This window comes from Sneathiella sp. HT1-7 (assembly GCF_020731145.1).
GTDB lineage: Bacteria > Pseudomonadota > Alphaproteobacteria > Sneathiellales > Sneathiellaceae > Sneathiella.
This window is the reverse complement of sequence record NZ_JAJFZN010000004.1, coordinates 445,326-458,576: the sequence shown is the minus strand read 5'-3', so window position 1 is coordinate 458,576 and position 13,251 is coordinate 445,326. Positions and strand designations below refer to the sequence as shown.

Below are 13,251 nucleotides of genomic sequence, written 5' to 3'. Positions count from 1 at the left end.
TCTGGCATTAGACTGCTTCAATCGCGCGGATAGATCTAGCGAGATTATATAGACGGTGTTGTGCAAGGCGCAGGAAAAATTGGGCGGATCCCAAAACTACTGTGGAATCCGCCCGAGAAAGAAATTTTTATATCTATTCCAGTTTGACAGTACTGAAATCATATCGACTCATTCAGGAAGGCAAACCGTTACACTAGAACAGCCATTCCCATTTTTAATCGCTTTACCCCAAAATTTCAGTCTCAATCTGTTTAAGGCGTGCGAGCGCCTTATTAGCCAAATCTAGAGAACTCTGCGAAACAGATATTTCCTCGGAAGTTGGATCGGTCGGCGTGGTGCTGATCTTTTTTTCTAATTTACTGATTTTTTCCTCAACGACGGCTTTTGTAAACGTCAAAAAGCCGCTGGATTTTTTCTGTTTCATAGCTTTTTGATTAGTCTGGTTTTCATCAACTTTATCGAGAAGAATTTCTGCGCCATACAGGTCATATAATTCCACAAGCTGAAAGACAGATAGTGACCACAAATGCTCATATCTGCGCATGAGGTTAAGTGTCCCGTTCTGTACGGTCTCTTTAACCTTCTCTGCTTCTTTATCTACAGTTTTTAATATTTTGGCTTCTTCTATTTTCTTTTCCGCCGAAGTCAAAATATCTTTATAAATACTCATCATAACAAAAGTATTGGTAGATAAATTCAGCCAATTTAGCGCTTCTTCTTTGCTATAGATTGTAACCTGGTTACCCTCAGTACCCTCAGTACCCTCAGTACCCTCAGTACCCTCAGTACCCTCAGTACCCTCAGTACCCTCAGTACCCTCAGTGCCCGTATCCGATAATTTGACATAGAGAAAATTTTCATAGACGGACTCGCGCATTTCCTGCGAGAAATCATATTGCCTCAATTTCTTGAGAATAGAGAGCATATCTTTAACGTCTATGCCAGCTATGTAACAAGCGTAAATTAGCAAAGCTTCACAAGCTCGACTTTGGCCTTCACGCGCGTCGTGGGCGAAGTACCCGCCAAATACCAAGGCATCAGCGGGGCCAGGGCCTATCAGGAAATATAGTACACGAGCCAGTCGGTCTGCATAAGCCACTATCAGGGTAAGTATGGCGGCGGGAACGCCATCAGTTGTATAAATTGCTTTGTCCTCTTTTTCATCAAAAAGCAGGTTTAATTCTTTAACTAAGGATTTGCGATTATCTGAGATCTCTTCATAGGGAATTTTTGTGTTTATCTTGTAGAAGTTATCTCTTGTGAGTGTCGGCAGCGTTTCCTTTAGCTCATTGAGCGTTTTTGGAATATTCTTAGGTGGGATCTGGCCATATACCATACCTTGGAATACAGCCGGATCCAGTACTTGCTCATGAGAATTTTGTACGAGGTTCTGACCGATGTAGGAAAAGCTCGGGCGTCCTACTTCCACACCTACATACCCGTTTCCTTCTCCTTTTACTTGGAACTGACAAACAATCGAGGAATGGGGGGATAATAAGTGAACGCAGGAGATTTCTTTTTTTTTCATATCAACTTTAAATTTTTTGGAAATCCCGGGAAGAATATCGTCTAAATATTGCTCGACATAATGTGAGACAATTTTGGGATCTTGCAGTTCTTTGTCGGTCAGCTTTCTGCCGAATTTTTCCTCGAGTAGGAAGTTTAAGCTATCAAAGGAAACCGGAGTTCCTCGACCGACATAAAATTGAGCGACGGAACTGAGTTTTCCTGGGCCTTCTTGAATCTTATCCTCAATAGAATCGACGAAATCGAGATTCCGCATAATATCGCTTTTCGGGTTTGCATAAACGACATTTCTGATAAGACCACCAATGGAGACTAATGGTTTTTTATAGAATGCTGGCCAGGTAATGTGGTCTGGCGCAGAGGAATCCTTTCCGCCAATGTTTTTGATAGGAGAAATGATGTTTTCAGAGGCAGTAGACGGATTTGCCGCACCATGAATATCATCAATATCCTGAACATCTTCACCATATACCTCTTTGAAGATGTCGCTGAGATGGCTATCTACGTCTTCGGGAATTCTGAGCCGATTAAGAACATGCTTAACTGTTTCATCGCATTCCTCATCGGGCAGATAACCTCCTATTGGATCTCCTTTAGGATCCCTATACTTCTGCGAGGTCATATTGTGGGACGGAATTGCTTTATAACGATAATTGCGCCGTTGTGAAACAAATGCGCTGCTAATTCCTGTTGAAACGTTAAGTATAGACTGTAATTGACCGGCTATACTTCTGGATAACTTAAATTTAGAAGACATAATAATAAATTCCTTTTATATTTATCGATATATTTATTTTTTTAACTATATTTTTTCGTTATTTACTAATTTCTTAAATAATTCTTCGGTCAGATCTATTCCTTTGGTTGTTAGTGGATTAAGTGGGGATGCGGCTCCCACATGTTCCGGGTATAAAACTGGTGTTGGAAAGCCGGCAGGGAGATGGTTGAGTTTTCTGTTTTTGTTGAAATCCTCTGGTGGTTCTGCGGTCAGGATCGGAGTAAATTGATATGATTTAGGCGACATGGGACCCTCTTCACAGTAATCGTCCGAGCCTTCCTCATAAGCATCGCCGTCTATGCTGCTGCTGGGCAGGAAGATTTCTTTTATTGTCCTAGGAGTTTCTTGGAATGACGGGAATCTGATACTTGACATCGCGAATGCGCGGTATCTCCAATCATCTCCACTTGATGAAAGCTGAACGGGGTTCCCGTTAAGAAAGCGCAGCTTTATTTTTTGGTCGCTAATTAGATCGAAAAGGTTGTCAATCCTATCCAAAAACGCGCTGTCCGAGGCATCATTTATCTTTTGCGCGAATTTGGCGTCTTTCAGAATCTGATTGCTTTTGTCCATCAGATCCGCCGGGTTTTCGACGATGCGTATATTTGCAGATGGCGTACCAACAATTTTGATCGAGTTACTGAGCCTGCTATCCACAACCTTTGCAGAGAGTGAGAGCGGATCCGAAGCATCCGTTAATACTTCCTGAACCCCAATCGACCCATCCTTTTCAACCCCTAGGAGGAAGGTCATGAAGTAAGGCGCATTATCAAATACATGGGAAAAATGAAGATTGATAACCAACTTTTCTGACGGTTTAACAAGGTTGAGCAGATAAGCGTCCAGCTTTATGCACAGAGCTTCGAAGTTTCGCTCCATAAAAGATGAATTCTGCTGGTAGATCGTATTAAACAGAGGAAGCTCTTTTAATGAGCCCGCGATCATTTCAGATCGTGATGCCTTAGTTGGATCACCTTTTGTAATTTCGAGAAACTCGGTTAGTTTCTGATTGAAGTTTTGTTCATCCTTTGCCTTTTTTAATTTTAGAAGTTCATTCAGTTTAGAGGCAATGGTCTCTGTCGATATCAGATGTCCTCCATTAAGACAGCAAGCTAAATTATATCTTTTAGAGGGTTTGAGACCGAAGAATAAGTAGGCGAATTCAACATCTGTAAATGATGGAAGGTTCTCGTCCGCTTGCCGGACATCATTGATTCGCTTGATCCGTTCATTTTCAGCTAACCCTTTTTCCGGATCACCGTCTTTAAAAGCCTCGTTGAACCATTCTTGGTGTTTAGGATTTAACCTTCCGTTAGGTATTGAATCGGCATTTTTTTTATATGCGGCCCAATACATATTGATAATTTGTTCATCACTCGGATTTGCCCGTTTCAAATAAGAGTTAAACAATTTATCTGTGACGAGGGTCTTTACAGGATCAATGCCATATTCCGCAATGTAGGTAATTACATTGTCCGGGTTCCATTGCTCTTTTATGTCGTCATATTGGAAACTCGCTTCCAAAAGTCCGCTCCGCCTCTTTATGGAGCCGTAAACTGTTTCAGGATAATTCCAGTAGTGATGCGGACTTTGTTTCATTGTGTTTAGACCATATAGCCGCGTTGTGTCTTCATTTCCCGAGACGCTACTTGGGTCGTAAAAGTAAGGAACAGGGACACCATAGATCCCGCTTTTCATTAAGAGCGATGGCCCACCTGATTTGTCAAAGTCACGCATTCTTAATAGGTTGGCTTTATTTGCCAACCCCAACACACTGTCCTGAAAACAAACTTGCCGATTGCTGATCTGAAAAACGGTCGGATGGCTGAACTTTGTTGGGCGTAACGCCTTGCTCGCTCGTAGTGAAAATAATTTGCTAGACATAATTTTTTCCTTATTAGAAATAACAATTTTTATATTGTAATAAAAAATATAAAAACAACTATAAGGTGTAATTTTTTCGTCCATTTCCCTTGAAATTGTGCGACCCGCTTGGCGTAAACTCTTTAACTTTGGATTATATGAAAACTATTTGGCCGATTAATTAGTTGAGTTGGCGCAGCGCATACTATTCCGGGACTTATCAGCTTACCTTTCATGGGCAACCGGTGATCGTTCACCAGTTGGCCGGCAATAAACTGGAAGGAGCATTGCTTATGGAAGCAGGGAAAATTATAGGGTTCATCCGAACTGTCGTTATTTGCAGTCGTTGAAGTTGAGGAAATAGTCAAAGAAATTTATGGGATATGAAGGGTAGGCATACAGGTCCGTATTTGTTTTTCCCGGGTCCGGGGATAGGAGCCGTCTCAGTTCTGGCGAAAAATATCGTCAACCACCGAAGTGCAGGCCCGTTTCCTGGTCCAGCATTGTACCGGCAAAGGTAAGAGTGAAATCAAATGTTCCTATACTGCTTGGCCCCATAAGCGCTGACGTCAGACACGCATATGGACCTAATTAGTCAGGATACAATGAGTTCCCTACTTTCTTTCGTTGTGAAATAGGCTTCGCACTGCTCGACAAATGCTTTCACAATTCGGCGGTTAATTCCCTGTTCCGTGTAGGCGACAACTAGGCGCGACTTACGGAGATTTTCTTTTATTGGTTTGCACAGGATTTTTGCGCCGCAATGCGTATCTTCGGTCGACGGCCGGGATTGCAGAAGAGCTATGCCAAGGCCTGCTCCGACCATGCTTCTGACCATCTCATAATTGCCGGACTTATAAACGAATTTGGGTTCAAAGCCTGCGGTTTCAAACAAAGACGTGTAATATTGGCGCGAACTCGGCAAGTCGAGAAGGATCATTGGCTGATCGATTAGTTCAGTAAGGGAAATTGATTTCTCTTCGGCAAGTGGATGGCCGCGTGGGACAATCACATGTGGTGGTACAACGGCAAGTGTCTTGGTCTTAAGTCCGGCGCTGATGTCGGCCTCGTCATAGGAGATACCGACATCGATCTCTCCGCGATGAATGCTGTCAAAAATATGCCGGACATTCCCTTCAATAATATTTACGTGAATTGCACTATGCTCCGACACCAGCCTTTTCAAGATTGGCGCCAGAACGATCGGCGCGATTGCGTTAAAACAGCCGACATGTAAATGACCCGAGATATTTTCGCGGAGGCCAATTATTTCATCTTCAAAATTTTCAACTTGATCAAGAATTGCCTGAATTCTAACGAGCACCTCCCTGCCTTTTGCCGTCAGCGAAATTCCTTTTGACCGCTCCCTGTTTAACAAAGTGAGCCCCAGCTCGGCCTCAAGATTATCGACCGCCAGACTGATCGCGGATTGCGAAATATTCAGCTCTGCCGCCGCTTTGGTCAGACTTTTGAAATGCGCTGCGGCTGCAAAATACCTCATGACGCGAAAAGATACATTCATCAGAAAAACTCATAATAATTATATTGATAATATATTTTTCGGATAAATCGCAAGCTGTCAATATCCAGTTTGCAGACGCACAAAGCATTGGGGTCACAAGAACCTCAGCGTAGGCATCAGGGGCAAGGGAAATCCAAATAACGAAACTCGCTTCTGATTCGTAAAAACTCAATGATGCGAGGAGGTATCATGTTTTTTAAGACCAAACGTCTGGCAATTGCCGGAATTATGTTAGGCGCAGCGGCAACGTTGACGGCGGCGCCTGTGCAAGCAGAGAATGTACTGCGATACGCGAATGTAGGCGATGCGGCGACACTTGATCCGCATGCATTGAATACATTGGTGACATTAATGGCAGATATTCAAATGTATGACGCTCTTGTCATGCGGGATCCGAATATGCTCAAGGTGCCTGGTCTGGCGGAAAGCTGGAAAAATATCGATCCGAATACCTGGCAGTTTAATCTGCGGAAAAACGTCACTTTCCATAATGGTAACCCCTTTAACGCTGACGATGTTGTCTTCTCCATAAAAAGGGCGCAGGCGGACACCAGCCAGATGAAGGGCTACGTCAATACAATTTCCGATGTGAAGAAAATTGATGATTACACCGTCCAGGTTATTACAGAAAAGCCTAATCCGATCATGCTGGACCAGTTGGTTAATATTTTCATGATGGATAAGGAGTGGTGTGAAGAGCATGACGTGGTCGCGCCACAGAATTTCGGAGATAAACAGGAAACATACGCTGTTCGCCATACCAATGGTACAGGGGCGTTCAAGCTGGAAAGCCGTGATCCGGATGTCAAAACTGTTTTAGTCAAAAATGAAGATTGGTGGGGAAAGAAAGATTATCCCAGTAACGTTGATAAAGTTGTCTGGACCCCAATTGCTAACGATGCGACGCGTGTGGCTGCGCTATTGTCGGGTGAAGTCGATTTGTTGACGGATCCGCCAATACAGGACCTTGCCCGTATTCTCACCGATCCCAAACTCAAAGTAGACAAGACGTCCCAGATTCGTACAATTTTCTACGGGTTTGATGTTAAATCCGATGAATTGCGGCACTCGGACGTAAAGGGCAAGAATCCCTTCAAGGATGTAAGGGTTCGTGAAGCTTTCTATCACGCGATTGACATCAATGCGATTAAGAAGGCAGTGATGCGCGGATGGTCGGCCCCCGCAGGTATGATTATCGAGCCACCTATCAATGGATATCGCGCTGATTGGGATCAAAACCGTCTTCCTTATGATCCTGAGAAAGCGAAGGCGCTGTTGGCCGAAGCAGGGTATCCCGATGGGTTCTCCGTTCAATTGGACTGCCCGAACAATCGTTATCAAAATGATGAGGCGATCTGCCAGGCTACGGTTGGCATGCTTGCCAAAATCGGCATCAAAGTGCGGCTGAATGCGCAACCGAAAACGCAGCACTTCCCTTTGATAACCGGGAAGGATACTGATTTCTATATGCTCGGATGGGGTATTCCGACAATGGATTCAGGGTTTATTTTTGATTACCTGTTGGAGTCAAACGGCTCTTGGAATGCGTCCGGTTACGGAACTCCTGAATTAGATGCCAAGATTATCGAAATTAGAGGCATCGTCGACCCTGAAAAGCGGAACAAGATTATCAACGAAATCTGGACGCAGGTTCAGAATGATATCCCTTACCTGCCGTTGCATCACCAGGTAATCGCATGGGCTATGGTGAAGAGTCTCAGCATTCCGATTGAGCCCAATGATATGCCGCGGTTCTACTGGGCAAACTTCAAGTAATACTCAATGCGCATGATGGCTCGGCGGCAAATTCGCCGAGCCATTACATAAACAAAAGAATTGCAGGGACGATTCCATGGTCAGTTTTGTTATAAAGCGATTGTTTCAGTCAGCAATTGTTATGCTTGCGGTCGCCTTGATCAGCTTTTTCCTTTTCAATTTTGTGGGTGATCCAATTAGCAACATGGTCGGGCAGGAAACTACTGTAGAAGACAGGGCGGAACTGCGCGAAAGATTGGGACTGAACGAGCCTTTTCTGTATCAATTTGGACGTTTTGTGGGCCATGCCCTGCAAGGAGATTTTGGTATTTCCTACCGGCTGCAAAGACCGGTTGAAGATTTGATCGCCGAAAGAATGCCAGCAACGCTGGAACTTGTTTTCGTTTCCGCAATTCTTGCAATCGTATTTGGTGTTGTTGGCGGGCTCTTCACCGGATTGAAAAAAGATCACTGGGCCAGCAAATTGATTATGACGACGTCCTTGGTCGGTGTTTCTCTTCCAACATTTGTTATCGGTATTCTGCTGATTTACATATTTGCGGTGAAGGTACACTGGTTACCGTCATTTGGGCGAGGTGAAGTGGTTGATATCGGCGGCTGGACCACTGGCTTGCTCACCGTGAGCGGATGGAAAGCGATTATTTTGCCTGCCATTACTCTGGCGCTTTACCAGACGACGCTTATTCTGCGAATTATTCGTTCCGAAATGCTCGAAGTTATGAGGGCTGATTTTATCAAGTTCGCCCGCGCCCGTGGTCTTAAAAGACGCGACATAAATTATGGGCATGCGCTTAAGAACACCCTTATTCCAGTCATCACAGTTACAGGGCTTCAAATAGGTTCGCTGATCGCATTTTCCATTATTACCGAAACAGTCTTTCAGTGGCCGGGAATGGGCAGCCTGTTTATCCAAGCCGTTCAGTTTGCGGATATACCGATTATGTCGGCTTATCTTGTGCTGGTTGCATTTTTCTTTGTCGTCATAAATCTAACTGTGGACTTACTCTATTTCGTCGTTGACCCCCGTCTTCGCGCTGATGTGAAAGGATAGGACGAGTATGAAGAACCTCACCACATCTGGTCGATGGGCGACCTTTGTCGACCATGACATTACCTATAGTTTCCTTCATTCGCCGACGACAATTATTGCATCAATAATAACGATCCTGATGTTTGTTGCCGCATTTGGCGCTCCGATTTTGACGTCCTTCACGCCGTTTGATCCTGGAAGCCTAGAGTTGACGGACGCCTTTCTGCCGCCGGTATGGGAGAGCGGCGGGATAGAGAAGCATTTTCTTGGCACTGACGGACAGGGGCGGGACATATTAGCGGCAATAATGTATGGCACGCAAATTTCCCTTGTTGTAGGTCTGTTGAGCGTTCTGCTGTCGATGGGAATAGGTGTTCCGTTGGGCATCATCGCCGGGTATTTTGGGGGCTGGGTTGATACGGCAATAATGCGTTTTGCCGATATTCAGCTGACAATTCCCCCCATTTTGATCGCGTTAATGATTGATGGCGTTACACGTACCTCCATGAGTAGTGAGTTGCATGAGGTGATAGCTATTCCCGTTTTGATCGTTTCTATCGGAATCGCAAGCTGGCCACAGTATGCGCGAATTACCCGAAGCGGAGCGATGGTGGAGCGGCGCAAGGATTTCGTTGCGGCGGCCAAACTCATTCAAACGCCAACATCGTTGATACTATTACGGCATATTCTCCCAAATGTAATCGGACCAACGCTTATCGTTGCGACTATCGGCGTGGCGGTCGCAATAATTATTGAGGCTACTTTATCTTTCCTCGGAGTTGGAGTTCCTCCGACAACGCCATCGTTGGGGACGCTAATCCGTATCGGCAACAGCTTCCTGTTCTCCGGCGAATGGTGGATCACTTTCTTCCCGGCCTTCACACTTGTTATCCTGGTTCTGTCCGTCAATCTGATTGGGGACTGGCTTCGCGATACATTCAATCCGAAATTGAGGTAGGCGTCATGGCTGTTCTTGATATCTCCAATCTTTGCATCGAATTTCCGACGCGCCGCGGCGTGTTAAGCGCCGTTGAAGATCTAACTCTGTCGATTGAGGCAGGTGAAATTCTTGGCATTGTCGGCGAGTCCGGGGCGGGAAAATCGCTCACCGGAAATGCTATTGTCGGGCTGCTGGAGCCTCCCGGGCATGTCACGGAAGGCGTGATCCTGTTGAATGGGCGGGATATTACACATTTGCCTGAATCGGAAATGAGGAAAATACGGGGTGCGCAAATCGGGGTTATTTTTCAAGATCCTTTGACTAGTCTCGATCCGCTTTATACCATAGGTCAGCAGCTTACGCAGACTATCCTGACCCATAAAAAAATGTCGAATGCGCAGGCAAAGGCTTGGGCGATTGAGCTGTTGAATGAGGTCGGGATTCCCGCGCCGGAGCGGCGGTTTGATGCCTTTCCACATGAGTTCTCTGGGGGCATGCGGCAGAGAGTGGTGATTGCGCTGGCGCTCTGCTGCGATCCTTGCCTGATTATTGCAGATGAGCCGACGACCGCATTGGATGTTTCGGTGCAGGCGCAAATTATTGCATTGCTAAAACGTCTTTCCCGTGAAAAAGGTGTCGCTACCATGCTGGTGACACATGATATGGGGGTCATTGCGGAGGCTGCGGATAGGGTTGCCGTCATATATTCGGGCCGGCTTGCGGAAATAGGCGATGTTCGGAGTGTTATCGACGCGCCCAAACATCCCTACACAAAAGGATTAATGGATTCGATCCCCCAGATCGGCCAGAACCTTAAAATTCTTCCGAATATCGTGGGTGCGATGCCCAGGCTTGATGCCCGGCCTGATGGATGCGCCTTCAATCCAAGATGCTCAAAAGCTAAATTCATATGCCATCAACAGGCGGCACCTCTGATCGAGGCGGGCAGCGTCGGGCAACGGGCAGCTTGTTGGGTTTACGAGGGAGGAGAGAAGTATGTCTGAGCAAAGTCTATTAGAAGTTCAAGGGCTTAAGATGTATTTTGATGTTTCTCCGCCGCTCGTTACCCGGCTACTTAACCGAATGCCGAGGCAAGTGTTGAAGGCCGTTGACGGTTTGAGTTTCTCCATCGAGCGGGGGAAAACATTTTCGTTGGTGGGCGAATCCGGTTGCGGCAAATCGACCGTGGCGCGCGCGGTTGCAGGCCTTTACAAGGCAACAGACGGGAACATCATAATCGATGGCCAGGACCTGGCGAATGCAAACGGGAAATCCAAAATAACGGATATCTCACGGCGAATGCAGATGATTTTCCAGTCCCCCTATGCGAGCCTCGACCCGCGTTGGAGGGTACGTGATATTATCGCTGAGCCCATTCGTGCCTTTGACCTTGCGAATGATAAAAGGGATGAGAGAAGGCAAGTAGAGCAACTGCTCGTCCAGGTCGGGTTATCGGAGAGTGACGGCGAGAAATATCCTCATGAATTTTCCGGGGGACAGCGTCAACGGATATCCATCGCCCGGGCATTATCCAGTAAGCCGGAATTTCTTATTTGCGATGAGCCGACCTCGGCCCTTGATGTGTCCGTTCAAGCCCAAATTCTTAACCTGATGACAGAGCTTCAGGATGAACTCGGACTGACCTATCTTTTTATCAGTCATGATCTCGCCGTCATCGATCATATTTCAGACTGGATTGGCGTTATGTATTTGGGCCGTGTGTGCGAAATAACGCCTAAGGCTGAACTCTTTTCCAACCCGCGACATCCTTATACGAAGCTTTTACTTGAAACGATTCCGGATCTTAGAGGGGGCTCCCACAGAAAGCCACTTGAAGGAGAAGTGCCAAATCCGATCACGCCGCCGAGCGGCTGTACATTTCATCCGCGATGCCCATTCGCAAATGAGCGGTGTACGCGAGAACAGCCTGTGTTGAAGGAGTATGGGCCTGCGAAGGTCGCCTGCCATGCTGTCGATGAGGAAAGAATATGAAGCGGATTGCAATTGCTGGTTTTCAGCATGAGACCAATACTTTCGCAGAAAAGAAAGCAGATTTTGACGCCTTTGCAATGGCGAAAGACTGGCCAGCTTTATGCGAGGGCGACGCGCTAATAGAGAAAGTATCCGGGTTTAACTTACCAATTGTCGGCGCCATAGATTGCTTTTCCAAAGAAGAAATCGAAATTGTGCCGCTATGTTGGGCTTTTGCTGTTCCTTGCGGAGTAGTAACCCGCGATGCCTTTGAGCGGATTGCCTCTCTTATTCTGGGGCTGCTTGAGAGTGCGGGCCCGGTTGACGGTATTTATCTGGATCTTCATGGCGCAATGGTTACCGAGCATTACGATGATGCGGAAGGAGAACTGCTTCGCCGACTTAGAATGCTGGTGGGTTCCAATATTCCGATCTCAGCAAGTCTCGATTACCATGCAAATATTACGGAAAAAATGGTTGAATATGCGGATTATCTCGACACATACCGGCATTATCCCCATACAGATATGGCGGAAACAGGAAAACGCACGGCAGGTGTGCTGGTTAAATTACTCGGTGACGGTACTCGTTTTAATAAGGCCATGTATAAGTCGGATTTTCTGATTCCGTTAAACATGGGCTGCACCACTTTGAATCCCTGTAAAACCCTCGTCGGTGAAAAGCTGGAGAAAATACGAGATAGCTTGACACCTCATAGTCATATTTCGTTTGCCGCCGGTTTTGCCCTTGCGGACATCGAAGAGGCGGGCCCATCAGTTATCGCCTATGGACCGGAAAAAAATGTGATTTTGGAGGCGCTTGCCAATTTCCAGCAAGAACTCGTAGCGTCCGAGCATTTATTTAAGGAAACCGGTGTTTCGGCTGATAAAGCTGTCGCCATGGCCCTAAAAATCAGCGAAACCGCCCGTAAACCGGTCATCATTGCAGACACGCAGGATAATCCAGGTGCTGGCGGATCTGGTGATACAACCGGACTACTCAGAGAGCTTCTTTCTGCAGGGACTCAGAATGCGCTATGCGGGTTTATATCAGATTCCGAAACTGCCGAAATGGCGCATGCGGCAGGTGTGGGGCGGGATATTCTTGCGGATCTTGGCGGGAAAGGATTTAAAGGCGATACGCCTTTGAGCGGCCTTTATACGGTGCTTGCGTTGGCGAATGGTGAGTTGTTGGCCACAGGACCGATGTGGAAGGGCGCGCAGATGCAACTGGGTCCGTGCGCTTTACTTGAAAGAGATGGTGTCAAAATTGCTGTCTCCAGCAAAACCGTACAAACGGGAGATAGCGAAATGTTTCGGCATTTAGGTATTGACCCAAAAGCCCAATCAATCATCGCCCTGAAAAGCTCGGTGCATTTTCGTGCAGATTTCGAAAGATTTGCACAAGAAATTATCGTTGCACTCTCGCCCGGACCTGTTGAGGCTGATTTAGTGAAACTGAAATATAAAAAATTACGGCCTGGTGCGCGTATAGGACCTAACAAAGATTTTGAGCATGATTTTGAGGTTTGAGATAGGTGGCGCAGTCCACGTATAAAAAAGGCATTGATGTTGTCATGCATTAAATTCACGTAGCAACAAAGGCAGAATAAGGTTTGGGTTAGTCTAATTGAGAAGGAACGAAGATGAAGCCAAAATAGGCAAAATCCAAAGCGCCTGCGGATCGGGAGGTGAAGGGCATCCGATGTGCGACGCGCAAGCAGTATACTGAGGAAGAGAAGTTCAGGATCGTGCTGGAGGCCTAGCGCGGGGATGATAGCATTCGTGGATGGAAACTATGCTGTGGTCTTGAGGGTCAAAAAAGGCATCGAGCATTTTCTCGGA

At 46.3% G+C, this 13,251-nt stretch carries 9 protein-coding genes; 6 read left to right on the top strand and 3 right to left on the bottom strand.

Annotated features, from left to right (window positions below; translation table 11 throughout):
- Positions 1-223: 223 nt before the first annotated feature.
- The 3 genes from LKE13_RS15785 to LKE13_RS15775 all read right to left on the bottom strand — a co-directional run bounded on the left by LKE13_RS15785 (position 224) and on the right by LKE13_RS15775 (position 5,690).
- Positions 224-2,284 (bottom strand): hypothetical protein, encoded by a 2,061-nt coding sequence (locus LKE13_RS15785; protein WP_227952347.1) that lies wholly within the window; start codon positions 2,282-2,284, stop codon positions 224-226.
- A gap of 45 nt (positions 2,285-2,329) precedes the next feature.
- Positions 2,330-4,189, bottom strand: coding sequence for a hypothetical protein (locus tag LKE13_RS15780; RefSeq protein ID WP_227952346.1), 1,860 nt, complete (start codon positions 4,187-4,189; stop codon positions 2,330-2,332).
- A 574-nt stretch (positions 4,190-4,763) separates the two neighbouring features.
- Positions 4,764-5,690: a LysR family transcriptional regulator gene (locus LKE13_RS15775; protein ID WP_227952345.1), complete on the bottom strand. Its 927-nt coding sequence runs from the start codon at positions 5,688-5,690 to the stop codon at positions 4,764-4,766.
- Positions 5,691-5,879: 189 nt separating this feature from the next.
- On the opposite strand from LKE13_RS15775, the gene LKE13_RS15770 reads away from it, so the two are divergent.
- The 6 genes from LKE13_RS15770 (at position 5,880) to LKE13_RS15745 (ending at position 12,939) form a co-directional block, all read left to right on the top strand.
- On the top strand, positions 5,880-7,466 hold the full coding sequence (locus LKE13_RS15770; protein ID WP_227952344.1) for an ABC transporter substrate-binding protein: 1,587 nt from the start codon (positions 5,880-5,882) through the stop codon (positions 7,464-7,466).
- Between the two features lie 76 nt (positions 7,467-7,542).
- Positions 7,543-8,517, top strand: coding sequence for an ABC transporter permease (locus LKE13_RS15765; protein ID WP_227952343.1), 975 nt, complete (start codon positions 7,543-7,545; stop codon positions 8,515-8,517).
- A gap of 7 nt (positions 8,518-8,524) precedes the next feature.
- Entirely contained in the window at positions 8,525-9,454 is a 930-nt protein-coding gene (locus LKE13_RS15760) for an ABC transporter permease (protein WP_227952342.1), read from the top strand.
- Between the two features lie 5 nt (positions 9,455-9,459).
- Positions 9,460-10,440, top strand: coding sequence for an ABC transporter ATP-binding protein (locus LKE13_RS15755; RefSeq protein WP_227952341.1), 981 nt, complete (start codon positions 9,460-9,462; stop codon positions 10,438-10,440).
- Positions 10,433-11,428 carry an ABC transporter ATP-binding protein gene (locus LKE13_RS15750; protein WP_227952340.1) on the top strand — a complete coding sequence of 332 codons (996 nt, stop codon included), beginning with the start codon at positions 10,433-10,435 and terminating at the stop codon, positions 11,426-11,428. The genes LKE13_RS15755 and LKE13_RS15750 overlap by 8 nt, the downstream gene beginning before the upstream one ends.
- Entirely contained in the window at positions 11,425-12,939 is a 1,515-nt protein-coding gene (locus LKE13_RS15745; RefSeq protein WP_227952339.1) for a M81 family metallopeptidase, read from the top strand. The genes LKE13_RS15750 and LKE13_RS15745 overlap by 4 nt, the downstream gene beginning before the upstream one ends.
- The last annotated feature ends 312 nt before the right edge of the window (positions 12,940-13,251 follow it).